Here is a 22,299-nt window from a genome sequence, read left to right as displayed (position 1 = left end):
TTCTCCATATTATAAATAGGCACGATAATACTTACTTTCGGTTCCATTTCTTCCCTCCGTATTAAACTGATCGTAAATATCACATAGTTCGCGCTTGACGGATGAAATAGCATATTTCATGATGATTTGCTGATTTTGTTTCCCCATTTCATTTACTAGCTCTGTAGATTGACTAAGCTTATAAATATTTGTTGCGAATTTCCTTACATTTTCTTCACTTACAATATATCCATTCACTCCATCATGAACAAGCTCCAAATGCCCCCGATTCGCAGTTGCCACTACAGGCAATCCGCATGCCATCGCTTCCATGATATTGACGGGTAACCCTTCTCGAAGGCTGGACGCAACTGCAATATCGCAAGCTGGTAGCACTTGATCCAAGTCGTTACGATAGCCAAGGAAGTCTACATTCTCCTCTACCCCTAGTTTCCTCGCTAGTTGTCGACATTGTTCCTGCAGTGGTCCGATACCCGCTAGTAACAGACGTATATGCGGCACATCGTTTTTTATATGCGCCAGTACTTGTATAAGGAGTTGTTGATTTTTATTACGATTGAATTCAGCCGCATAAAATAATAGAAAGTCTCTCTCTTGATAGCCAAGTTTTTCACGCAAAGCAAGTTTCCTTACAGAATCAGCTGGTTGAAACCTTGTTGTATCAACCCCTACGCCATGTACATGTACCACTTTGGAAGCATGTAAGCGTTGTGCTAAAACATAATCTTCCTGATTAATGGTAATTAAACAATCCGTATAGTGAGAGAGTATCTTTTCAATCGGATAATATAATAGCCAATGCCAAAAAGGCGCCCCTTTACAAAAGTGAAAGCCGTGTGCTGTATAAAACACATTAGTTCCAAATTTACGCGTGTGTCTTGCCGCTAACCTCGCCAACATACCGCCCATTGGTGTATGTGCATGAATGATTTGAAATTCGTTTGTATGTATCACTTGATGTATTTCACGATATGCTTTTATGTTTGCCAAATGAAATGGTGAACGTTGAATTGATAGATAATACCGCTTGTCCGTATATGGTAACTCCATGTCTCCTGCTGCAGCGACATGTACTTCCCAACCGCGCTCTTGAAACCATCTCATATACGGCAAATGAAATGCTTTAAAGTGAAAATCTACAGTCGCACAAAATAGTATTTTATTTGGCATTTTCATCACCCTGTTTATATATTAGGTCTTTCTGATTTTTATCCCATAACAGACATTTTATGCTCGCGTTTATTTGCTAGTAAAAGTACTTGTTCACGAATTTGCTCTTGAGACAACGTATGATAGGAATGAACAATGTGATGGATTTCATCAATATAAAGATTTGACGTTTTTCCTATATAAATTTTTGGATGAATTTGTTGCTCGTGCACCTCATCGGTTTGTAAAAGTTCTTCATACAATTTTTCTCCAGGTCTAATGCCACTATATTGAATCTCAATATCTTCTAAAGAGTGACCGGATAATTTAATTAGATTTTTTGCTAAATCTACAATTTTTACAGGATCGCCCATATCCAGCACAAAGATCTCTCCACCCTTGGCTAATGCTCCCGCTTGAATCACAAGTCTTGATGCCTCAGGAATGGTCATGAAATAGCGTTCCATGTCAGGATGGGTAACAGTGATGGGGCCACCATTTTGAATTTGCTTTTTAAATAATGGGATCACACTCCCACGACTTCCAAGCACATTTCCAAATCGAACAGCAACAAACCTAGTGGAGCTTGTTTTATCAAGATGCTGAATTATCATTTCCGCCAACCGTTTCGTCGCCCCCATAACGCTAGTGGGATTGACTGCTTTATCGCTTGAAATCATAACGAACGTTTCTACACCGCACCAACTCGCCGCTTTAGCAACATTTGTTGTTCCAATTACATTATTCTTAATGGCTTCCTCGGGGTTTCGTTCCATCAATGGTACATGCTTATGTGCAGCTGCATGATACACAACATGCGGTTGGTGTTTACTCATGACATCTATCATCTTCTTATCATCTTGAATGTCTGCAATTTCTGTGATGAACACGATATCACTGTTTTTGTACCGTTCCTTTAATTCCATTTCAATAGAGTAAATACTATTTTCACCGTGTCCAAGCAAAACAAGTTGCTTCGGCATAAACGTTGAAATTTGCCTACATATTTCAGAGCCAATTGATCCTCCTGCACCCGTTACCAAAACTGTTTTTCCTGTAACTGATGCAGATATGCTTTGCATATCAAGTTCAATTGGATCACGACCTAATAGATCCTCTACTTGCACATCACGAAATTCATTCACGGACACTTTACCTGTTACAAGATCTTCTAGCATCGGAAGGATTTGTGTTTTCGCATTTGTTTTGCAGCATTCTTTGAAGATGACATTCAATTCTCTTTTTTGAAGAGAAGGAATAGCAATTACAATGTGCTCAATATCAAAATGTTCTACTGCCATAGCAATAGAACCGACCCCGCCCACGACTGGTATACCTAAAATGTCCAGTCCATGTTTTTTCGGATTATCATCAATAAAGGCTACAGGATAAAGTGTGGCATCTTTTTGATGGAGTTGTCTTGCAATCATCGTCCCAGCCGCACCGGCACCGATAATTAACGTACGCTTTGCACTCGTTCCCTGATTCATGTAAGTATCTCGGTACATACGCCATATAAAGCGAGACCCGCCGATAAGCATAATGTGTATCATCCAAGTAATAATGAGCAGGCGAAAATGTGTTTCATGTATAAAAACTCGTTGCATAACGGCTGTTGTGAAAATAGACAAAGTAACAGCTTTAAAAATACCTAATAACTCACCAACACTGGCATATTCCCATGCTTTTTTGTACAACTTGTACCTGAGTGCATATACATGATGACTCATCAGCAATGTAATGGCACTAATTACAATAGGCATCGTAATGACTTGCAAACTTGCGTTTACCAGAAAATGACCGAAAAAAATAGTCCCCATAACGATTGCCGAATCCATGGTAATCAGCGCAGTCATTCTTTGTTTGTACGTCATAAAGAACTCCTTCCTGAAATATAATAAAGTTTTTGCCTGCAGCACCCTGTTTCAAGGTGTTCCAGGCAAAAACTTTATAAAATACAGGGCATCGAACCCTTCCTCACGCCACACTCTCGACGATGAACGTCTAAGGCAACAGCCCACAGCATAACCGAGTGCCTCCATTGCTAAAGGTTAGGAGACATCACCTTATAAAACAGTACATATTTCTCTAATATAAACTATAGATTTTTAATAACGGAATACTCTTATCATAAAAATGATTTTTTAGCTTACACAAGTCTATGTTCTTAAAAAAGAACATAGACTTGTGGTTCAAGCTATATGTATTACTTATGATTCAGTACAGCACCTAAAAGTTTACTGTTGGCGAATCCTAAGATACGCTGCGCTTCTTTAGCGGCTTCTGCATCTGTATGATTGCTTTTTATAACCAGTACAACACCATCGCATTGATTTGCCAATACATTTGTATCGGTTACCTCTAAAATAGGGGGTGTATCAAATAATATAAAATCATATTGTTTACGTACCATATCAATCAGTTGTTTCATTGTTGGCATACTCAAATGTTCTGCTGGATTGTGAACATACGGACCTGCTGTTAATATATGCAATCCCGCAATCTCAGTTTCTTGTAGCGTTGCTTCGTACTTTGCTTTTCCTGCTAGAATGCTCGTTAATCCTGTACTGTTATCTGCAGCAAAGATGATATGTAGTTCCGGTTTTCTTAAATCAGCATCAATCAGCAGCACATTTTCTCCCTGCTGTGCCATTGAAACTGCAATGTTGGCAGCTACTGTTGTTTTTCCTTCCCCATAACTAGGTGATGTAATAATAATGGTTTTTTCTTCTTCTGCAGAGAATTGTAAATTTGTTCGAACTAAACGATACTGCTCAGAAACCTTAGAATTTGGCGCCGTATACGACACAGGCTTTTTATTATGAACCAATGGATTCCCCCCTCAGTGCTTCAAGGTGCTTTTTGCTGTACTTATCAGACGTGTTTTGACGAGTGTTTTTAGACACACTTCCCAATACAGGAACACCCAGTAGCTTCTCAACATCTCGCTCAGATTTAATTGTATCATCAAAGGAATCTAACAAGAATACTAAACCAATGCTAAGTACACAACCCACTAACAGAGCCATGATAATGGTAGATACATGATTTTGGTTAATAGGCATCGGATAAGGAGACATTTCAGCCTCGGCAAGAATTTGTACACCGCTAAAGTTCATAATGCGCGCAACTTCTTCTTTGTAAATCGTGGCTGTAGCATTCACGATATCCACTGCTCTAGCAGCAATTGGATCAACTGCGGTAATGATAACAATTTGGGATCCTTGTAGATTTTCTGTACTAATTTGCCCACTTAACGCACCTAGTGATTGTGGCAAGTTAAGTTCTTGTGCAACACGCTGCATCACAACCGGTTCTTTAATAATAACGCGTAATGTATTCATTGCTTCAGGTGTAGCCTGAATTAGAATTCGTGCTGAAGAAGCGTACAATGGTGTTTTTAGGTAGAATGTATATATAGTACCGACCAGTCCTGCCAATAGAGTAAACACGGCAACAACCATTATTCTTCTTTTAATAACGTTGAACAGGCTTTTTAAATTAATCTCTTTTTCCATGGTTCCCTCCGTTTATTATTTTTTGTACGTACAAACCACCAGCATCTCCGTGTATATTCCCGGTCGGTCATGTTATGGTTGAAGGCGGAACTGATTTCAATAACCATAATATATTCATGTACTATATCATTTTAGTTCTTTATAGTGAACAGGTCAATATAAATTATCAGAAAAAACATATACAATTTCGATGTGATAATTGATAGATTATATGATTTTTACACGTTTCCTATCATACTCTGTTCTTATACCGTTCTTAAAAAGATACAATTTTCATATAAAACAAAGAAGACGCATTTGCGTCTTCTACACCCACCACATTTGAGAAGGTTGTTCTTTAATTAAAACCGCTGACAGATTTGTTACCGCTCGCTTAAAACCTTCTTCAATCGACATGATTGGGTCCTCATGTTCAATACTCACAACATAGTCATAGCCATATGTGCGCAGCATGCTCATCATATCAGACCATTCTTGTAGACTATGACCGCAACCGACAGAGCGGAATGTCCATGCGCGTGTTTGCACACTGCCGTACGGCTGCATATCCGTTAAACCATACATATTGACATTGTCCTGATCGATATAAGTGTCCTTTGCATGAAAATGATGAATGGCGCCTTCTTTTGCTAAAATTTTAATAGCAGCTACTGGGTCAATGCCTTGCCACCATAAGTGACTTGGGTCAAGGTTAGCACCAATTGCGTCGCATGTTGCTTCACGAAGCTTAAGAAGGGTATAGGGTGTATGCACTAAAAAGCCGCCGTGCAGTTCTAAACCAATTTTTACGTTACGCTTCTTCGCAAATGCACCTACTTCTTTCCAATACGGTATTAGTTTTTCTTCCCACTGCCAGCGAAGTACATCATTGTATTCGTTTGGCCAAGCCGTTACCGGCCAGTTCGGGTGCTTAGCGCCTTCATGGTCGCCTGCTGTTCCTGAGAAGCAGTTCACCACCGGCACTTGTAGCAAAGAAGCTAACTCAATTGTTTTTAGTAGCGTTTCATGCGATACTTGGGCAAAATCTGTGTCTGGTGAAATCGGATTACCGTGACAGCTGAACGCACTAATAGTTAAACCGCGTTTGTCAATTTCATGCATGTATGCTTTGCGCGCCTCTTCACTTGCAAGCAATCCATCAAGGTCGCAATGTGCACTACCCGGATAGCAGCCCGTGCCAATTTCAACCGCCTGTAATCCTGCTGCTTGCACCGTATCCAGCATATCTGTAAATGATTTATCGGCAAATAGTACCGTGAACACTCCCAATTTCAAATGATTCTCCCCCTTTACAATTGTCCTGCACTTTCATAAATAGCATCAATAATTTGCGAAACCTGTAATGCTTCTTCCGGTTTTACAACAAGCTCAGCTTTTCCCATGCAAGCTGCTAAAAAGTTAGCCGCCTGCGGTATGCTTGGATCTTCTTCTCCTGGAATCCACGCCGCTTCGCTGTTAAACAGCATACCGTGCTTAGCACCGTACCATTCAAACGGAAATACGTTGAGACCGCCCGCCGTGCCTGAAATACTAATGTGCTCCGTATCTTGCTTAATATTCGCCGCCCATGAGGTCTCGAGCAATAACGAGGCGCCATTTTCAAATGTAATGTACGCTGTTACGTGATCATCTACATCAAACGTTTCATGATTGAATGAACCCCATTGATTCACCTGTCCTGGCGTTTTGCTGAGTACATTATAAGTGCACCCATTTACCGTCACATGCTTTGGATTACCCATTAACCAAATAGCGCTGTCCAAAAGATGACAGCCATAATCAATTAAGCTACCTCCGCCCTGCAACGCTTTGTTAGTAAACACGCCCCAACCGGGTACTTTGCGGTAGCGAAGCGCTTGTACCCGCGCCACAAGCGGTGTACCGATTTCTCCTTCTTGCATAAGCTTTTTCGCAGCCTGCAATTCTTTCATGAAGCGGTAATGATATGCAATGGCAAGTACTTTACCGCTTTTTTTAGAGGCAGCAAGCATCGCTTCACACTCTGCCGCAGACAATGCCATCGGCTTTTCACATAATACATGCACACCAGCTTCCAGCGCAGCAATGGAAATTTCCGCGTGAAATTTATTCGGCGTACAAATACATACTGCATCAACTTCCGTAAACATATCCTGGTAATTCTCAAATACGTGTGGAATGTTAAATTGTGCTGCCGCTTCTTTTGCTTGTACCATATTCACATCGCTCAGCGCCTTCACTTGACACAAGTCAGACAGCTGTAAAAAAGCTGGGATGTGGCGCCCTTTGGCAATACCACCCACCCCGATGATACCAACTCGAATCATACTGTCACCTTCACAATTTGTTTTGTTTCATTTGACTCCAGTGCAGCTAGAATAACTGCTAACGATTTCATACCCTCTTCGCCAGAAATAGCCGGCTCTTCATCGTTGAGAATCGCGCCAACAAACTTTTCAATAACAAGAGAGTTTCGCTGTCCACCAGACTCATTTGTTTGAATTTTGCCAAGCTCATATTTGACCGTTTCACCCGTCGCATACTGTACAATCAAGCCATACGTACTGTCATCTTCTATGCGAAGCAGTGCTTTTTCACCATAAATAATAGTAGAGTTATCTTCGCGGCGGTATGACCAGCTTGCCGCAAGGGTACCAATGATTCCACTCTCCGTTTTTAATACACATACTGCTGTGTCATCAACATCAGCAAATTCTTTTGCTGTTGTTTCTACAAAGGCACCAACCTCTGTAAATTCCTCACCGAGTACATAACGCAGTAAATCTGTTTTATGAACACCAAGGTCTCCCATTGCACCGAGAAATGCTTTTTCCTTTTGGAAGAACCAGCTCTCTTTACCATCTACGCTCCATCCCTCAGGTCCCGGATGACCAAATGCTGTGCGGAAGCTATAAATTTTACCGACTTCTCCGTTTTGAATCAGCTGACGCGCTTTTTCATGAGAAGCGACAAAACGTTGATTGTGCGCAATCATAAGCTTTTTCCCGCTCTCTTTTGCTGCAGCAATCATGGCCTGTGCCTCTTCCTTCGATGTTGCCATTGGTTTTTCACATAATACATGTACCCCTGCACGCAGTGCCGCGATGGTGATTGATGCATGTAAGTAGTTTGGTGTACAAACGCTCACTGCATCTACGTGTGCAAACAGATCTTCATAATTTGTGTACGCTTGTACACCATACTTTGTCGCAATTTCTTCAGCTCGCTCTGATACAATATCACAGACTGCTACTAACTCTACTTGCTCATTTGCTGCGTATTCCGGTAGATGGCGATGCTGTGCGATGCTACCACATCCAATAACTCCCACTTTTAATTTCATCATAACTTCCCCCTTATATGTTTTACAGCTTTTCAAGCGGTTTTGCATTTCCGTAAACAGGTCGATTACGTTCTGTTGGTGCCGCCCATTTTACACCATTTGTAATGACGCGCTGAATCTCTTTGTTGTGATATGTTGGATATGTTTCGTGACCAGGACGGAAGTAAAAGATTTTCCCGTTGCCGCGCTTATACGTACAGCCGCTGCGGAATACCTCGCCGCCTTGGAACCAGCTCATAAATACTAGTTCGTCAGGCACTGGGATATCAAAATGCTCACCGTACATCTCTTCCTGTTCAAGCTCAATGTATTCACCAATTCCATCAGCAATTGGATGAGACGGGTCAAGCACCCACAGACGCTCTTTTTCACCAGCTTCGCGCCATTTCAAATCACAACTTGTTCCCATTAATTCTTTAAAGATTTTTGAGAAGTGACCAGAGTGAAGAACAATCAATCCCATACCATCTAGTACACGTTGCTGGACTTTTTTTACAATCTCATCAGACACCTCTTCGTGCGCGATATGTCCCCACCATACGAGTACGTCTGTAGCTACAAGTACCTCATCTGTCAAGCCGTGTTCTGGCTCATCAAGTGTTGCTGTCCCTACTTGCATACCCGCTTCTTGTAAGAATGACGCAATAGTTGTATGAATTCCTTGTGGATATATTTCTGCTACAAGCGGATTTTTTTGTTCATGTCGATTTTCATTCCATACTGTTACACGCATATAAGCACCTTGCTTTCTATGTATTTGATGATTCTCTAACAACGAGTTCAACCGGCAATTCAATATGCTTTGTCTCTTGCGGGCGATCTGTGATGACATCAATTAATGTTTGAGCTGAGAGCGACCCTTTATGAAATACATCCTGCCGAACGGTTGAGAGTTCAGGTGATGTATAACTGCTTACCGTCAAATCATCAAACCCCACAACCGCAATGTCTGTCGGCACTTTCTTCCCCCTATCTTGTAGCGCTTTCATAATTCCGAGCGCCACCAGGTCAGAAGAAGCAAATACAGCTGTGACATCGGAAGAACTAAGTTTCTCACCTATTTTATATCCTTCTTTAAAAGTACTGTATTTTGCCGTTAAATGAAGGGCTTCTTTTACGTTTCCACGATACAGTGCTCGTTGGTAACCAATATAACGTCTTGCATCAACAGGGCTATTTTCACTATGAGCTACATAAGCAATTTTGGTATGCCCTTTTTGCAACAAGTGCTGCCCCGCTAAAAATCCCCCCTCTTCATCAGCGATACGAATGGTATGAAAATGATCAGCATATTCCTCATACGCATCGATAAGCAGAATAGGGATAGATAACGCTTTCATTTCTTCATGTAAATGCTCCGGAAACATACCGAGAAAGATAATACCGTCAAGATTGCGTTTAGCAATCCAGTTTTTACACTCTTCCGCTTTATTCACACCCGTAATTAAAAAGTCATATCCATTTTTGCGAGCGACATATTCAATACCACTAATAAACTCACTATAATATGAATTCTCTTTAAAAATGGGAGCGAGTGTATCTTCGATAAGCGGCATAACCACACCAATCATATACGATCTGTTTTTTGATAAACTGACGGCAGCAAAATTGGGCTGATATCCAAGCTCTGCAATGGCCTGTTGTACACGCTCCTTTGTTTCCTCAGATACCTTTTGAATACCATTCACGACATATGAAACACTGGCTACGGAAACGCCGGCATGCTTCGCAACATCTCGAATTGTAACTTTTTTCTTCATAAAACCTCCGGTTAAACGGTTAACTTAAATGCAATTTATATTATAAATGAAAGCGCAATCATATGTCAAGATATGTCTGCTTTCTATTACTGCATGCTGCAGGATAAGAAAAGTGAAGACACTCCCAAATTTATATTGTTCATTTAGTTGCACTCTCATCATTAGTACATACACTTATCTAATTCCTCTAAAGAGGCACTTCTTTTACGAACAACCTTCATATATTTACATATCAAGAGGCATATACTGAAATTATGAAAAATATTCTTTTTCTTCCATCTACTATGCTATGATAGTAGTAAATCTAGAAAGGAGTTCTTACATACTATGGAACTAATTTTAAATTTTCTCTCTTATGCAGGTATTGGCATTGCGATGTTATTTGTTGGTTTACTGATGTTTGAAATTACCACAACAACAAAAGAATTTAAACTTATTGGTGAAGGGAATCAAGCAGCTGCGATGTCACTTGGGGGTAAACTCCTTGGTTTGGCATTTGTTCTTGGTTCAGCTATTGCTAACTCTGTTTCCATTACGGATATGTTGCTATGGGGTGTTATCGGCATTGTAGCGCAAATCGTCTTTTTCTACTTAGCCGAACTCGTTACAATTCGCTTTAGCATTAAAGATGCCATTGAAGCTGACAACAAAGCTGTGGGGATTATGGTGCTATTACTATCCCTGTCTATCGGTTGGGTGCTTGCACAATGCTTAACTTATTAAATGACTTGATAAAAGCATTGTCCTCTTTTGAGACAATGCTTTTATTTACTCCATTGGTTGCTGATAATGATGGGATTCAGGAAAAAACGTACCGAAATTTATGTTATGATTAGACAAGATACCGATTACACAGTACAGTAAAAACAAACTGACTACGATATATATCGTAACTAAAGTTACTTTTTTTGTATTAGATCTTCTATATTGGTACAGCTGAGATGATTCCAAGTGGGCAATTCTCTTTTCTAGCCTTTTCACTTTTTCTTCTATATTCATATTTTCATCTCCCCTTGCTTGTACTGACATCCGAACCGAGTATATTTCATTATCTCGGTTTTGTTTGATATAGTCCCTAATACTGATATATACGTGTTGGCTTCTAAATCATCACACTTCATTGTACAGCTTTTTTATTACGGCAAGAACGCTCACCTCGTACTTCTCATTTCATGCACTCTTTTTACATCGCCTATTTCTATTATTTGTAATTCTCTGAAAAATAATCTTTTCCTTCTTTCTCCTATATTTTTCATAGAGAGATTAAGATACATTATTTTTCGGCGAAATGTATAAAAGTTTTCTCATTAGCCGATGCTAAGCAAAAAGGAGCAAACCCAATGGACCATACTGATAAATCTCATCAAGAAGAATATGCAGCAGAAATTTCACCCGGTTATCGGCAGGATATTAGAAAGGAAGAATCCCCTCGTCTATCTCCATTATTAATGGGGGCTGTTGTGTTTGGCATCATTTTTATTGTTCTACTTATTTCTTATTTACAATGAACTTAAGCGCGCCTATTTTTTGAAGATAAGGCAAATGTACAAGCTTTTCTAGTAGCCAAGCATATCATTACTAGTGGACATAGTTTTTTCAACCCTCTCCAGTCCGGTTTTGGCGGCTACTCTTGTAGCCGTCCTTTTTATGTTTCTATGCGAAAAAGACTCTGGTAACCAGAGTCTTCTTTTACGAATTCAGATTTTTTACAACGCGCAGAAACATTTGGACACCAAGTGGGAGCGCATCTTCATCAATATCAAAACGCGGGTGATGATGTGGGTAATTTGTGCCCTTTTCTGGATTACCTGAACCAAGTTTAAAGAAGCATCCCTTTGCTTTTTGTAAAAACGCGGAAAAATCCTCTCCGCCCATTGAAGGAGATACATATGTCACATCCTCTTTTCCAAACAACTCCAGGGCGCTTTGTTCTACTACTTTTGTGATGGTTTCTTCGTTAATCACTGGTCTATAACCGTAGCGATAATCATATGTATACGTTGCTCCGTGGGCAGCCGTGATTCCTTGTATCATCTGTTCAATACGGCGCTTTGCATCCTTGCGCAATTCCTCATCAAAACAACGCACCGTTCCCAATAAAAAAGCTGTATCGGGTATAATGTTATCAGCTGTTCCTGCATTGAACTGCGTCACTGACACTACACGTTGCTTAAAGGCATCCGTATTTCTAGAAACGATGTGTTGTAAATTAGAAATGATTTGCGCCCCTATTACTATAGGATCGACTGTCTCTTGCGGATGCGCTGCATGTCCCCCCTTGCCTTGAATTACGATTTCAAATACATCAGGTGCTGCCATCATCGGTCCATATGCAATTCCAATTTTACCCGTAGGTAGTCCAGACATAAGATGAAGACCAATTACCGCATCTACGCCTTCCATCACACCTGCTTCTACCATTTCTTCTCCACCACCTGGAAATTGCTCCTCAGCATGTTGAAAGAAAAAACGAATTTCTCCCGCAACTTCATCTTTATGTTGTGATAGCACACAGGCTGTTTCTAATAAAATAGCCGTATGACCATCATGTCCGCATGCATGCATAACACCGGGCACACTAGATTTATACGGTGTTTCATTTTCCTCTTGAATAGGAAGAGCATCCATATCAGCACGAAGTCCGATTGTTTTTCCCGACTTTGCGCCTCTAAGTACAGCCATCACACTATATTGAGTAGGTCTAGAAACTTCTAGCCCCTCAAATGAAAGTAGGGTGTCATAAACAAATTGCGATGTGTTTACTTCTTGAAAAGATAGTTCTGGATTGGCATGCATAAAACGGCGCCACTTAACTAGCCGTTCTGTACGAATGGATTGTTCTATTGTTATCATCTCCTTCTAAATTGTGTTGAAATTGTAAAATCTCCATGATCCATATACTTTTATTCATACATGTACTATACTATTTTCTGGATTTCTTTCCTTTTCTCCTTTCTATTACATCCTGTAAATGTCAACTACAAAAATGTTACAGAAAGGATTTTCTTTTTGTCATATTAATGCTACTATCAGAAAAGAACACCTCTTCCCTTTTATCCAAATCATGGGATTTTTTGTTTTATGTACCAGAAAGGTAAGACAGGAGGAACATATGAAAGCAGTAAAAGCGCTATGGAACAAGCCTGCTACACAATGGGTTTGTAAAACACTGTATTACTTCAGCATTTTACTTGGACTTCTGTGGTTATACGGGTTTACCGACACAAATACAAGTACCTTTATTTATAACGAGTTTTAGGTGGGATAAAATATGAGTTTACTAAAAAAAATTGATCAATGGGCTGTCACACAACCTGATACACTCGCATTTATATGGCGTGACCGCACATTAACATATGGAGAGCTGAAAGCATACTCCGATTCACTTGCGCATTGGATCGCGGCACAGTACAGTGATGATGCCCCTATTATGGTATATGGTCATATGCAACCTGAAATGATTGTATCCTTTCTAGCGTGCGTCAAAGCGGGTCATGCATATATTCCAGTTGATACATCCATTCCAACAGAACGTGTTCTTCGCATTGCGCAAAGTTCTGGTGCAAAGCTGATGCTTGCTGCTTCTGATGCACCAGACTTACCGCTTACTGTGAAAGCAGGCGATGCTTTAAAAGCTTTATTTATGACGGATAAACCTGCACCTATAAAACAAGAAAATGATAAAAACTTCTATATTATTTATACGTCCGGAAGCACAGGAAACCCCAAAGGCGTACAAATTACACATAGTTGCTTAACAAGCTTCACGGATTGGATGACATCTGATTTTGATCTTGGTACCGGGAAGGTATTTTTAAACCAAGCACCGTTCTCATTTGACTTATCTGTTATGGATTTATATCCTTCATTAGTAACAGGAGGTACAATTTGGGCAATCGATAAAGATATGATTGCGAAACCAAAAGAATTATTTGCTTCGTTAGCCGCATCAGGAACGGAAGTGTGGACATCAACCCCTTCCTTTGCGGAAATGTGTTTAATGGAGCCATCTTTCAACACAGAAATGCTTCCTTCTTTGAGAACATTTTTGTTCTGCGGAGAAGTTTTATCCAATAATGTGGCGCGTCATTTATCTGAGCGCTTTCCAAACGCACGCATTATGAACACATACGGACCAACGGAAGCAACTGTTGCCGTAACAAAAATTGAAGTGACAAAAGAAATTCTTGATCAGTATCAATCATTGCCTGTGGGTCGTTGTAAATCAGATTGCCGTATTTTGATTACAAAGGAAGATGGTACGATTGCAGCTGAAGGCGAAAAAGGTGAAATTGTGATTGTGGGACCAAGTGTGAGCACTGGCTATCTTGGTAGCCCAGAGTTAACAGAAAAATCCTTTACTATCATAAATGGTGAACGTGCATATAAAACAGGTGATGCAGGTTATATGATGGATGACCTATTATTTTACAATGGTCGTTTGGATTTCCAAATCAAGCTACACGGTTATCGTATGGAACTTGAAGAAATCGAACATCATCTGCGCAGCAGCAGCTATGTGAAATCCGTTGTGGTTTTACCCATTCAAAAAGATGGCAAGTACGACCACTTGTTAGCAGTCATTGTACCGGAAGATCATACATTTGCAAAAGAGTTTCAGCTTACTTCCGCCATCAAAAAAGAGGTAGCTTCTCTGCTTCCGAGTTATATGATCCCAAGAAAATTTATGTATCAGTCATCTATTCCTATGACACCGAATGGAAAAGCAGACCGCAAGAAGCTGATGAGTGAGGTTACGGCATGACACCTTACGCAACCTTTTACTTCTTTGTCATTGTGGCGTTGCTTTTAGCGCCCTCTATCATCGCGGGACTGCGAGGTCATTCTTTACGAACGTATAACTCCATTGTAACGATTGTGATATTGGCAATTATTTTTGGTGGTAAGCCAGTGCAGGCTCTTTCTCTTATTGCATTTACCATATGGCAAACCAGTCTTGTGAAGGGGTATTTACAACTTCGTAAGCAAAATAATATAACGCGTAGGTTTTATGGTGCTGTTATTCTGTCGATTTTGCCGCTCGTGCTTGTGAAAGTAATTCCGTTTTTATCGGACATTAGCGCAATTGGATTTTTAGGAATTTCCTATTTAACATTCAAAGCCGTGCAAATGATTATGGAAATTCGAGATGGACAAATCAAAGAAGTATCCTTGTATGACTTCTTACGCTTTTTATTGTTCTTCCCGACGATTACATCTGGTCCAATTGATCGATACCGCCGTTTTCAAAAAGATATTGCCCAGATACCGTCTAAAGAAGAATATCGCGAATTTTTGTATACGGGCATCAACAGAATTTTCCAAGGATTTTTGTATAAGTTCATTATTGGTTACTTAATTAATCAATACATTTTACTAACGGATGTAGTAAAAGGCGACAGTCTTATTCCACAAATTACTTATATGTATGGCTACAGCTTGTACTTGTTTTTTGACTTTGCTGGATATAGCGCATTTGCTATCGGTGTAAGCTATTTAATGGGGATTAAAACACCCGAAAACTTTAATAAGCCATTTTTGAGCCGGAATATTAAAGACTTTTGGAATCGCTGGCATATGAGCCTATCATTCTGGTTCCGTGATTATGTCTATATGCGCTTTGTGTTCTTTATGACCAAGAAGAAAATTATTAAAAATCGCTATGTTGTATCCAATATTGGATTTTTCCTAAATTTCTTTCTTATGGGCATTTGGCACGGTTTACAGCTACATTATGTCGTATACGGCTTATATCATGCTTTATTGTTTGTTCTGTTTGATTGGTTTGAACGGAAAAACAAGCAGCATAAATTTTGGCCACAGCACAAGTGGATGTCTGTTGTTTCTATTATTATTACCTTTCACTTTGTGGCGTTCGGTTTCTTGATTTTCTCAGGACGACTTTTATAACAATTGATCTAAAAGGAGACTATCTATCATGACACAATTTAAAGAGCAAGTATTGGACTTATTAGAAGAAGTATGCGAAAACGACATCGTCAAAGAAAATCCAGATATTCTTTTATTTGAAGAAGGGATTCTTGATTCATTTGGAACAGTAACATTGCTTGTAGAAATTCAAGAGCGTTTGAACATTGAAGTATCCATCTCTGACTTTGACCGCGATGAATGGGCAACACCGAACATGATTGTTCAAAAGTTGGCTGACATGAAATGAAACACCCGAAATTCGGTCCTTTTCTTTTAGCACTAGCTCTGTTTGGCATACTACTGTTTATGCCTGTACAGTACTTATTCCCTTTAATTAGTGATGATAAAGTGGAACAAGCAGCAACCTCTTTGGATACAGATATGTTTCAAGGAACCGCGATACAAAAGAAAATGTTACAAGACCACAAATACTTACCGTTATACGGTTCATCTGAATTATCACGACTGGACATATACCACCCTTCCAACTATTTTAAAATCAATCCGGAAGGCTTTACGCCTTATCTGATTGGACGTGGTGGTACACAGTCTCTTGTGCATTTTTTAAGTTTGGCAGCAACATCAAATGAAATAAAAAACCAACGCATCGTGTTTATCTTGTCTCCTCAATGGTTTATTAAAGAGGGATTAGACGATGCACACTTTTCACCTAACTTCTCGACATTACAGGCATATGACTTTGTTTTCAACAGTAATTTAACACCAAAAATGAAAAAAAAGGCGGCGAAACGTCTTCTTAAGTTTGAAGTTGTCAGACAAGACAAATTGCTGACTACCATGCTTGAGGGTTTGGTCCATGATGATTTTATTCGCACATGTAAAGCCGGTGTTATGAAGCCATTCGCCTACACGTATAAAAACGTGCTAGAGCGTAAAGATATCGTAACTACATTAACAAACGGTAAGAAGCGAAAGCCAAATACAGATGCTTCCTTAAAAGGTTTATCACTCGAACAACTATCTGCTCATGCGGAGCAAACGGGTGCTCGAGAATCACGTTCTAATACGTTTGGTATTGTGGACAAATACTATCATCATAAAGTTGCACCAAAGCTTTCCGAGCTCAAAGGCTATAAAGCAATGGAATCATATGACAAATCACCTGAGTATGAGGATTTGCAAATGATTTTAGATTTACTGAAACAAAATAACACCAAGGCGTTGTTCGTTTCCATTCCGGTAAACGGTCCTTGGTATGACTATGCAGAGTTTCCAAAAGAACGCCGCTACGTCTATTATCAAAAGATTCGTCACTTTATAGAAAAAGATGGTTTCCCAGTCGCTGACTTTTCTGCTCATGAATACGACACATATTTCATGAAGGATACCATTCACATCGGCTGGAAAGGCTGGGTTTATATGAATGAATCATTAAAACAGTTCCATCACATAACAAACTAAGCTTGAGGCGCTTGCCTCAAGCTTTTTTATATAACTTATCCTTTTATATGCATTTCCACTTCACTTTGTGCTTCTTCTCTTATCCCCACATAAGTACCTTTTAGAAACAATTCTATGCATACAGGAAAAAACCTTTTATATCTTGAATAAAATGAGATGAAACTTATATTGCAGCAGAGGAGTTAGGGGAATGAACAAACCACATATGTTACAAAGCGGTGATACGGTAATGATTGTCGCACCGGCGGGACCGGTGAATAAGGAACGAGTAATGCGAATGAAACTGCGACTAGAAGAGATGGGGGTACATGTCAAACTCGGTAATAATATGTTTCGTCAAAATGGTTTTTTAGCAGGAGAAGATGCACTGCGTCTTGCAGATTTGCAAGACGCCATCACAAATCCTAATATAAAGGCGATTTTTTGTTCGCGCGGCGGCTACGGTAGCGCACGTTTGCTTCCTTACCTAGACCTTGAACCTCTTAAAAGGCAACCGAAAATTTTTTGGGGTTACAGCGACATTACCTTCTTACATATTATATGTAATCAATTTGCAGAGCTCGTTACGTTTCACGGGCCAATGATGGAAGAATGCGGCGCCGAAGATGTAGCACACGAGACATTTTCTTCTTTAGGCCAATTGTTTTCTCCCACTGCTATTTCGCTCACAGCTTCCAGACCTGATTATCCGCCCTTTTTTCATACTGTGCGTGCGCCTATCGTTGGCGGCAATTTAACCGTACTCCTTTCCACACTTGGTACACCATATGAAATCGACACGCGCGGAAAAATCTTGCTGCTGGAGGATATTGGTGAAGCTCCTTATCGTATAGATCGTATGCTAAATCAATTGCGCCTTGCAGGCAAATTTAATGAATGCGCAGGCATTCTCTTAACGGATTTTCATGATTGCGAGGCAGGTGGTAATACATCTTTATCTATTGAAGAAATTGTTTACACACATATTGTGCCGTATGGTATCCCCATTTTAAACGGTTTCTCAATTGGTCATTGCACCCCTAATATTGGTATTCCGCTCGGAAGCTATGCAACTATGGATGGACAAAGTGGAACACTTACGATTGAACCAGGTGTTATAGCAAATTAAACAAAAGGTGTCCTAAACTACTGGACACCTTCTTGTATGACTATACAATGTAAGACAGCTTCTCTATTTTTTCTTTTTATTTTTATTGTTTTTGCTCGCAGCTTTTTGCGCCTGAACAGGCTTTGCTTGCGGCGTAGCTTTTTTCTTGGAATTTTTGTTTTTTGCCACTTTCACCAGTTCCTTTCGTGCATTTACTACTACTATATTGCAAGAAATAGAATTGGCGACAGCACGTCACAAAAAAAGAAGGGATCTCCCTTCTTATTTATAGTACGTAAAAATTTTACCTGTTTTAATGTCCTCGATTTCATCTTCTGTAAATGACTTGTCCACTTCAGAACCAACGTTCAATACAACTGCCGCTTTTGTATCAACAATATCAAATAACTCTTTTCCGCGAATCATGATGGCAGAAGCGTCTTTTAACACATCTTCCGGCATGGCCTCTCGCATATAATCCAATCGTGTAAAGATAGGTAGCACCCATCTGCCGTCTCCCTGGAAATAACGGAGCGTTACCTGACCAGTTGCTGCTCCCTCTTCTGCCTCCAGTGTGCCGAATGTATATAAATGCGATTCAAGCAAGGCTTCATAAAACTCTTTTCTTCGTTTTTCATTCTCTTTAGCCATCACCAATAGCGTTTCTACTTTTGTAATTGCCGGAAATTCTGTCATGTACGTTCCCTCGTTTCTCTTGATGTTTTTATTATTATACAAAATATTCTTACTTTTTTCTATAAAAATTTTAAATCCATCAACAAATGCTAGTTATCAATAGTATTTAGCATAGCCTAAATGTAAAATCAGTTGCAGAAATAAGGCAGGAATGATGATCATAACTGTTCTTACAATCCGTTTAATCGCTTGCCAAACATGACAACCGGCAAGTCGTTCATCTAAAATCATTTCCCACATTTGTATCCGTTCCTGTAATTGTTCAAACTCTTCACACGCTTCCATTATAAACTCCTTTCTGCAAATCCTTCTTGTATCATAATACATTTTGTATACAAGATGCGATATTTTTTTAAAACCCCTTCACAAAAGTATAAATATGATATATTATGAATAAAAATGTAATCGTAACTACCGAAAGGAGATCAAATATGAAACTATGGTTTTATGAAAAAGATAATCAAAATATAGATTTATTAGGGATTTGGGAGAATGTACCTGTTATTCCTCGCATTGGTGAAAAAGTAGAAATTGTGAATACAACACGCACTGTCGCAGACATCAAATATGTGAAAAAGGGCGGTAATTTTAAAGTTGAAGTAATCATCACCGCATAGAAAAAGGAGCCGTTCACATTTCGGCTCTTTTTGTCAGATCTATCGTTTCATCACATAAAACTCTGTATTACCACGTAAGAAAGAATTCACAATTCGAAAATCGAAGACCTCATATAAGTGAATAGCTCTACGATTAAAAGCCGCAACCGTCAAACGCAAATCTAAACCACCTTGGTCAATATGGTCCAGTACAAAGGAAAAAAACGGTCGACCGCGCTTTTGTCCCGTCAAATCTGGTCTCATCCCCACACCAATATCAATACCAGGCTCATCATAAATTCCCGCCAATTGCCCCGCGGGTACTTGAGCCGCTTTGCCTGTGCAAAAGTAGCCTATCACATCTTCTCCAGCTACTACTGCTTGATAGGAGCCGGCAAGCAGTTCTTGGACAGCCTCTTCACTACCCTCCATATTATAAAACTCATATGGATATTCATAATCCCAATTCGCGATTTGTACCGCATACTCCTCTGTCATTGCAACCGTCCTCATAATGTACCCCTTCCTCATTACTCCACCTTCGTAATAATCACTTTGTTGTCTTGTATGTCTAATTTAACATGATCATGCTCTTGCAAATTGAGTTGAAAGACACAATAACTGCTCTTTTAAGCCCCCACTTATGCGTCATACGATGCAAGAAAAAGCCACGAAAAATCAATTCCTCCATAATCGGAGCGAATACACATGCTGAAATTAAGCTAAAAATTGTTGTTGCTACACTTGTTTGATCAATGGTAGGTTCGTTAAGCATATCCGTGATAAAATCAGGGGCGATGTTACAATCAAGCGCCAGTTCCATGTAGCGGGTTGACGCAACAAGCTACTGAACGCAATGTTATGCTGTGTCATTTTCACACGTAACCAAACCAATGGAAAGATAAAAAACAAACACGTTTCAATTAAAATATTTAATAGCTCTTCACTAATAATCCCGTAATCTGCAAGGGCAAAAATAGGAATTACAATTGCTACACCAAGTAGCAGCATCCAGAGGAAAAAGCTTCGCAGTCGTATCTTCGCAAATGTTGTAATCGCTAACACCTCCGAGTTTTGTATACTTATATTTTACAAGATCTATCTCATTTTATCTGCGATAAAATGAAAAAAATCTCTGCAGATACAGAGATTTTATAAAACATCTTTCTTTTGAAATACAGCACTAGCCAAACCAATACATATCAGTAAATAAACACCGACCACCAACAACGATGTTGACATTGTGAAATCCGGAAAAATCGGCTTCATCCCTTTATTCAGCATAGGATTGCTGTCGTACATACCAGGATATAAGTGAAAGAAAATGACCAGTTTGGCCCAATTATAGCTACTAAGTAGCAATAAAATTGGTCCTTCTGAGAATAAAATAAACAAGGTAATAACGATAGGTAAAACCGCGTTTCGCACAAGAACCCCGATTGTAAAAGTGAGAGTCGTATAGAAGATTAAGCGTGGTAATTGATATACCATTCCTTGTACATACGTACCCACATCGCCTGTTCCGCCTGAGAAGGTAAGCAAACCGACAAGCAAAGATAAAAAGCCCGCAAATGCTGTAACTATGATCACTGCTAATATAGCGATCATGTATTTAGATAACAATATGGAAATGCGCTTTTTTGGACGAATCAACAGCTGTTTAATGGTTCCTTTTTGAAATTCCTCTGCTATCATTTTGCCACCGATAACAACACCATATAATACAACGATAGAAAGCAGCCCCTCTAAGTTCATATCGGCAAATGCAAGGGGAGTATTAATTTCCATTTGAGCAGGCAACCATTTCTTAGCCGCAATTAGTGACAACCCCGTAAATCCAATTAGTAAAAGTAAAAATAAGTATGTGCCTTTTTTCGCATGTAGCTTCAATAGCTCATTTCTCAATAGACTCATTGCATAGTACTCCCTTCTGTTAAAAGTAAGAACTCTTCCTCGAGCGATTTATTTTTCACCGTGACACCATATATTAAAATATCCTGCATGACGAGCTTTTTCACAAGATGAGGGATATGTTCACGACTGCTACGAACAACAATCATGTTCTTCTCTATTTTCCCTTCTACAAAGTGCAGGGCATCGTCTGGTCGATCGACTTCAATCATCACTGTCAATATCTCGTCTTGTTGCTCCTTTAAAGCGTACTCTCGAACGAACTGCCCATTCTGAATAATGACCACACGATCGCACATCAGCTCAATTTCACTCAGCAGGTGGCTTGATACAAGCACTGCAATGCCTTCTTCCTTCGCTAAATATTGCAAATAATCGCGGAGTTGGCGAATACCAGCCGGGTCAAGACCATTTGTAGGTTCATCTAGAATAAGCACTTTCGGTCTGTGCAATAGCGCTTGCGCAATTCCTAAACGCTGCTTCATACCAAGAGAATACGTCTTTACCTTTTTATGAATCGCATCTTGTAGCTCCACAAGCTTAATAATCTCTTGTATACGTACAGGTTCAATGGTTGTTGCTGCCATATTTGCAAAATGTTTTAGGTTTTGCATACCAGTCATATACTCATACAGCTCCGGATTTTCAACAATTGCCCCAATATGCTCAAGCGCTTTTTCTCGTTCTGTGCGGATGCTATGACCGCAAATCTCAATGTCGCCGGACGTCATAGAAATAAGACCTGTCATCATGCGAATTGTTGTTGTTTTACCGCTACCGTTCGGACCAAGAAAACCGTATACTTCCCCTTCTCGTACCTCAAAAGACAAATCTTTAATAATTGCATGCTTTTTAATTGTTTTGTGTACATGACGCAATGATACAACTGTTTTTTCCACTATAGTCC

At 39.7% G+C, this 22,299-nt stretch carries 26 protein-coding genes; 9 read left to right on the top strand and 17 right to left on the bottom strand.

All coding sequences use genetic code 11. The features are described 5' to 3' along the window. Positions 1-9: 9 nt before the first annotated feature. From EEJ45_RS00930 to EEJ45_RS00890, 9 genes are all read right to left on the bottom strand, one after another. Positions 10-1,170: a glycosyltransferase family 4 protein gene (locus EEJ45_RS00930; RefSeq protein WP_124562905.1), complete on the bottom strand. Its 1,161-nt coding sequence runs from the start codon at positions 1,168-1,170 to the stop codon at positions 10-12. Between the two features lie 38 nt (positions 1,171-1,208). Further along, positions 1,209-3,023, bottom strand: a complete 1,815-nt coding sequence (locus EEJ45_RS00925) for a polysaccharide biosynthesis protein (RefSeq protein ID WP_124562904.1) — start codon at positions 3,021-3,023, stop codon at positions 1,209-1,211. 332 nt (positions 3,024-3,355) lie between these two features. After that, positions 3,356-3,979, bottom strand: coding sequence for a CpsD/CapB family tyrosine-protein kinase (locus EEJ45_RS00920; RefSeq protein WP_124562903.1), 624 nt, complete (start codon positions 3,977-3,979; stop codon positions 3,356-3,358). After that, entirely contained in the window at positions 3,969-4,667 is a 699-nt protein-coding gene (locus EEJ45_RS00915; RefSeq protein WP_124562902.1) for a YveK family protein, read from the bottom strand. Before EEJ45_RS00915 ends, EEJ45_RS00920 begins: the two co-directional genes overlap by 11 nt. Positions 4,668-4,973: 306 nt before the next feature. Then, entirely contained in the window at positions 4,974-5,942 is a 969-nt protein-coding gene (locus EEJ45_RS00910) for a sugar phosphate isomerase/epimerase family protein (protein WP_124562901.1), read from the bottom strand. A 14-nt stretch (positions 5,943-5,956) separates the two neighbouring features. Beyond that, positions 5,957-6,973, bottom strand: coding sequence for a Gfo/Idh/MocA family protein (locus EEJ45_RS00905; protein ID WP_187695339.1), 1,017 nt, complete (start codon positions 6,971-6,973; stop codon positions 5,957-5,959). Next, positions 6,970-7,992 carry a Gfo/Idh/MocA family protein gene (locus EEJ45_RS00900; RefSeq protein WP_124562900.1) on the bottom strand — a complete coding sequence of 341 codons (1,023 nt, stop codon included), beginning with the start codon at positions 7,990-7,992 and terminating at the stop codon, positions 6,970-6,972. The genes EEJ45_RS00905 and EEJ45_RS00900 overlap by 4 nt, the downstream gene beginning before the upstream one ends. A gap of 19 nt (positions 7,993-8,011) precedes the next feature. Next, positions 8,012-8,722, bottom strand: a complete 711-nt coding sequence (locus EEJ45_RS00895; protein WP_124562899.1) for a ThuA domain-containing protein — start codon at positions 8,720-8,722, stop codon at positions 8,012-8,014. Between the two features lie 16 nt (positions 8,723-8,738). Then, the gene (locus EEJ45_RS00890) at positions 8,739-9,749 is read right to left on the bottom strand and encodes a LacI family DNA-binding transcriptional regulator (RefSeq protein ID WP_124562898.1); all 1,011 of its coding nucleotides are present in this window, start codon (positions 9,747-9,749) and stop codon (positions 8,739-8,741) included. Between the two features lie 336 nt (positions 9,750-10,085). On the opposite strand from EEJ45_RS00890, the gene EEJ45_RS00885 reads away from it, so the two are divergent. Both EEJ45_RS00885 and EEJ45_RS00880 read left to right on the top strand, forming a co-directional pair. Further along, the gene (locus EEJ45_RS00885; protein ID WP_187695343.1) at positions 10,086-10,472 is read left to right on the top strand and encodes a DUF350 domain-containing protein; all 387 of its coding nucleotides are present in this window, start codon (positions 10,086-10,088) and stop codon (positions 10,470-10,472) included. 617 nt (positions 10,473-11,089) lie between these two features. Further along, positions 11,090-11,257: a 2-isopropylmalate synthase gene (locus tag EEJ45_RS00880; protein WP_124562896.1), complete on the top strand. Its 168-nt coding sequence runs from the start codon at positions 11,090-11,092 to the stop codon at positions 11,255-11,257. A 181-nt stretch (positions 11,258-11,438) separates the two neighbouring features. Here the strand turns inward: EEJ45_RS00880 and EEJ45_RS00875 are convergent, their stop codons facing one another. Next, positions 11,439-12,602: a M20 family metallopeptidase gene (locus EEJ45_RS00875; protein WP_124562895.1), complete on the bottom strand. Its 1,164-nt coding sequence runs from the start codon at positions 12,600-12,602 to the stop codon at positions 11,439-11,441. A 259-nt stretch (positions 12,603-12,861) separates the two neighbouring features. Here EEJ45_RS00875 and EEJ45_RS00870 point away from each other — a divergent pair, with 259 nt between their 5' ends. From EEJ45_RS00870 to EEJ45_RS00845, 6 genes are all read left to right on the top strand, one after another. Next, positions 12,862-13,008 carry a teichoic acid D-Ala incorporation-associated protein DltX gene (locus EEJ45_RS00870; RefSeq protein WP_124562894.1) on the top strand — a complete coding sequence of 49 codons (147 nt, stop codon included), beginning with the start codon at positions 12,862-12,864 and terminating at the stop codon, positions 13,006-13,008. Positions 13,009-13,020: 12 nt separating this feature from the next. Next, the gene (dltA, locus tag EEJ45_RS00865; protein ID WP_124562893.1) at positions 13,021-14,514 is read left to right on the top strand and encodes a D-alanine--poly(phosphoribitol) ligase subunit DltA; all 1,494 of its coding nucleotides are present in this window, start codon (positions 13,021-13,023) and stop codon (positions 14,512-14,514) included. Continuing rightward, positions 14,511-15,659 carry a D-alanyl-lipoteichoic acid biosynthesis protein DltB gene (gene dltB / locus EEJ45_RS00860; RefSeq protein WP_124562892.1) on the top strand — a complete coding sequence of 383 codons (1,149 nt, stop codon included), beginning with the start codon at positions 14,511-14,513 and terminating at the stop codon, positions 15,657-15,659. The genes dltA and dltB overlap by 4 nt, the downstream gene beginning before the upstream one ends. Positions 15,660-15,687: 28 nt before the next feature. Continuing rightward, on the top strand, positions 15,688-15,927 hold the full coding sequence (dltC, locus tag EEJ45_RS00855) for a D-alanine--poly(phosphoribitol) ligase subunit DltC (RefSeq protein ID WP_124562891.1): 240 nt from the start codon (positions 15,688-15,690) through the stop codon (positions 15,925-15,927). Continuing rightward, positions 15,924-17,102 (top strand): D-alanyl-lipoteichoic acid biosynthesis protein DltD, encoded by a 1,179-nt coding sequence (gene dltD / locus EEJ45_RS00850; protein WP_124562890.1) that lies wholly within the window; start codon positions 15,924-15,926, stop codon positions 17,100-17,102. Before dltC ends, dltD begins: the two co-directional genes overlap by 4 nt. A gap of 190 nt (positions 17,103-17,292) precedes the next feature. Continuing rightward, positions 17,293-18,210, top strand: a complete 918-nt coding sequence (locus EEJ45_RS00845; RefSeq protein WP_124562889.1) for a S66 peptidase family protein — start codon at positions 17,293-17,295, stop codon at positions 18,208-18,210. Between the two features lie 261 nt (positions 18,211-18,471). Here EEJ45_RS00845 and EEJ45_RS00840 read toward each other — a convergent pair whose 3' ends face one another. Beyond that, positions 18,472-18,885: an SseB family protein gene (locus tag EEJ45_RS00840; RefSeq protein ID WP_124562888.1), complete on the bottom strand. Its 414-nt coding sequence runs from the start codon at positions 18,883-18,885 to the stop codon at positions 18,472-18,474. Positions 18,886-18,981: 96 nt separating this feature from the next. Continuing rightward, positions 18,982-19,170, bottom strand: coding sequence for a hypothetical protein (locus EEJ45_RS00835; protein ID WP_124562887.1), 189 nt, complete (start codon positions 19,168-19,170; stop codon positions 18,982-18,984). 146 nt (positions 19,171-19,316) lie between these two features. On the opposite strand from EEJ45_RS00835, the gene EEJ45_RS00830 reads away from it, so the two are divergent. Continuing rightward, positions 19,317-19,502, top strand: a complete 186-nt coding sequence (locus EEJ45_RS00830) for a DUF3913 family protein (protein ID WP_124562886.1) — start codon at positions 19,317-19,319, stop codon at positions 19,500-19,502. A gap of 39 nt (positions 19,503-19,541) precedes the next feature. Here EEJ45_RS00830 and EEJ45_RS00825 read toward each other — a convergent pair whose 3' ends face one another. From EEJ45_RS00825 to EEJ45_RS00810, 5 genes are all read right to left on the bottom strand, one after another. After that, positions 19,542-19,994 carry a GNAT family N-acetyltransferase gene (locus EEJ45_RS00825; RefSeq protein WP_124562885.1) on the bottom strand — a complete coding sequence of 151 codons (453 nt, stop codon included), beginning with the start codon at positions 19,992-19,994 and terminating at the stop codon, positions 19,542-19,544. Positions 19,995-20,052: 58 nt separating this feature from the next. Continuing rightward, positions 20,053-20,256 carry a CPBP family intramembrane glutamic endopeptidase gene (locus EEJ45_RS18985; RefSeq protein WP_380018053.1) on the bottom strand — a complete coding sequence of 68 codons (204 nt, stop codon included), beginning with the start codon at positions 20,254-20,256 and terminating at the stop codon, positions 20,053-20,055. Then, positions 20,220-20,546 (bottom strand): hypothetical protein, encoded by a 327-nt coding sequence (locus EEJ45_RS18240; protein ID WP_164464151.1) that lies wholly within the window; start codon positions 20,544-20,546, stop codon positions 20,220-20,222. The genes EEJ45_RS18985 and EEJ45_RS18240 overlap by 37 nt, the downstream gene beginning before the upstream one ends. A gap of 87 nt (positions 20,547-20,633) precedes the next feature. Further along, complete coding sequence (locus EEJ45_RS00815; RefSeq protein ID WP_124562883.1) at positions 20,634-21,395, bottom strand: ABC transporter permease; 762 nt, start codon at positions 21,393-21,395, stop codon at positions 20,634-20,636. Beyond that, positions 21,392-22,291 (bottom strand): ABC transporter ATP-binding protein, encoded by a 900-nt coding sequence (locus EEJ45_RS00810; protein WP_124562882.1) that lies wholly within the window; start codon positions 22,289-22,291, stop codon positions 21,392-21,394. Before EEJ45_RS00810 ends, EEJ45_RS00815 begins: the two co-directional genes overlap by 4 nt. Positions 22,292-22,299: the final 8 nt, after the last annotated feature.

The organism is Ectobacillus antri (assembly GCF_003852715.1).
GTDB lineage: Bacteria > Bacillota > Bacilli > Bacillales > Bacillaceae_G > Ectobacillus > Ectobacillus antri.
Note: the sequence above shows the minus strand (reverse complement) of the source record. Positions and strands in the feature narration are given on the sequence as shown.

Coding starts and splice junctions, on each gene's coding strand:
- EEJ45_RS00925 (WP_124562904.1), bottom strand. CDS start 3,023: ATGACGTACAAACAAAGAATGACTGCGCTGATTACCATGGATTCGGCA.
- EEJ45_RS18985 (WP_380018053.1), bottom strand. CDS start 20,256: ATGCTTAACGAACCTACCATTGATCAAACAAGTGTAGCAACAACAATT.
- EEJ45_RS00830 (WP_124562886.1), top strand. CDS start 19,317: ATGAAACTATGGTTTTATGAAAAAGATAATCAAAATATAGATTTATTA.
- EEJ45_RS00895 (WP_124562899.1), bottom strand. CDS start 8,722: ATGCGTGTAACAGTATGGAATGAAAATCGACATGAACAAAAAAATCCG.
- dltC (WP_124562891.1), top strand. CDS start 15,688: ATGACACAATTTAAAGAGCAAGTATTGGACTTATTAGAAGAAGTATGC.
- EEJ45_RS00900 (WP_124562900.1), bottom strand. CDS start 7,992: ATGATGAAATTAAAAGTGGGAGTTATTGGATGTGGTAGCATCGCACAG.
- dltD (WP_124562890.1), top strand. CDS start 15,924: ATGAAACACCCGAAATTCGGTCCTTTTCTTTTAGCACTAGCTCTGTTT.
- dltB (WP_124562892.1), top strand. CDS start 14,511: ATGACACCTTACGCAACCTTTTACTTCTTTGTCATTGTGGCGTTGCTT.
- dltA (WP_124562893.1), top strand. CDS start 13,021: ATGAGTTTACTAAAAAAAATTGATCAATGGGCTGTCACACAACCTGAT.
- EEJ45_RS00905 (WP_187695339.1), bottom strand. CDS start 6,973: ATGATTCGAGTTGGTATCATCGGGGTGGGTGGTATTGCCAAAGGGCGC.
- EEJ45_RS00870 (WP_124562894.1), top strand. CDS start 12,862: ATGAAAGCAGTAAAAGCGCTATGGAACAAGCCTGCTACACAATGGGTT.
- EEJ45_RS00835 (WP_124562887.1), bottom strand. CDS start 19,170: ATGGAAGCGTGTGAAGAGTTTGAACAATTACAGGAACGGATACAAATG.
- EEJ45_RS00915 (WP_124562902.1), bottom strand. CDS start 4,667: ATGGAAAAAGAGATTAATTTAAAAAGCCTGTTCAACGTTATTAAAAGA.
- EEJ45_RS00845 (WP_124562889.1), top strand. CDS start 17,293: ATGAACAAACCACATATGTTACAAAGCGGTGATACGGTAATGATTGTC.
- EEJ45_RS00930 (WP_124562905.1), bottom strand. CDS start 1,170: ATGCCAAATAAAATACTATTTTGTGCGACTGTAGATTTTCACTTTAAA.
- EEJ45_RS00875 (WP_124562895.1), bottom strand. CDS start 12,602: ATGATAACAATAGAACAATCCATTCGTACAGAACGGCTAGTTAAGTGG.
- EEJ45_RS00840 (WP_124562888.1), bottom strand. CDS start 18,885: ATGACAGAATTTCCGGCAATTACAAAAGTAGAAACGCTATTGGTGATG.
- EEJ45_RS00825 (WP_124562885.1), bottom strand. CDS start 19,994: ATGAGGACGGTTGCAATGACAGAGGAGTATGCGGTACAAATCGCGAAT.
- EEJ45_RS00890 (WP_124562898.1), bottom strand. CDS start 9,749: ATGAAGAAAAAAGTTACAATTCGAGATGTTGCGAAGCATGCCGGCGTT.
- EEJ45_RS00815 (WP_124562883.1), bottom strand. CDS start 21,395: ATGAGTCTATTGAGAAATGAGCTATTGAAGCTACATGCGAAAAAAGGC.
- EEJ45_RS00880 (WP_124562896.1), top strand. CDS start 11,090: ATGGACCATACTGATAAATCTCATCAAGAAGAATATGCAGCAGAAATT.